The organism is Pseudomonas sp. HY13-MNA-CIBAN-0226, assembly GCF_040310305.1.
Taxonomy (GTDB): domain Bacteria; phylum Pseudomonadota; class Gammaproteobacteria; order Pseudomonadales; family Pseudomonadaceae; genus Aquipseudomonas; species Aquipseudomonas gregormendelii.
This window is the reverse complement of the sequence record NZ_JBEOPS010000188.1, coordinates 1-280: the sequence shown is the minus strand read 5'-3', so window position 1 is coordinate 280 and position 280 is coordinate 1. Positions and strand designations below refer to the sequence as shown.

The following is a 280-nucleotide window of genomic DNA, read 5'->3' as shown; positions in this document are numbered from 1 at the left end:
CTATGTCGTAACCCTCTCGATTGTAGCCATATTCGTTGTAACCGTCTTGATCATAGCCGTCTTCATCGTAGTTAATATCCTCTACAACACAGACTTCATAAGCGTCATCGTCATCATTTTTATTGCATGTATTCGACTCTATACTTACCGCTGCTAACTCTGCCATAGCCTCAGTTTGCCTGTCCTCATGATCACTTTCATCATAAGCACTTTCATCATAATCGCCGTCAGGCTCATAAGCATAAGCTTCTATAATCGTTCTAAGCAAGCTACTAGATCC

General features: G+C 41.4%; 1 protein-coding gene. It reads right to left on the bottom strand.

Annotation, left to right across the window (positions count from 1 at the left end):
• The coding region (locus tag AAEZ05_RS28340; protein ID WP_350649893.1) for a hypothetical protein at positions 1-280 on the bottom strand (280 nt) is incomplete at both ends.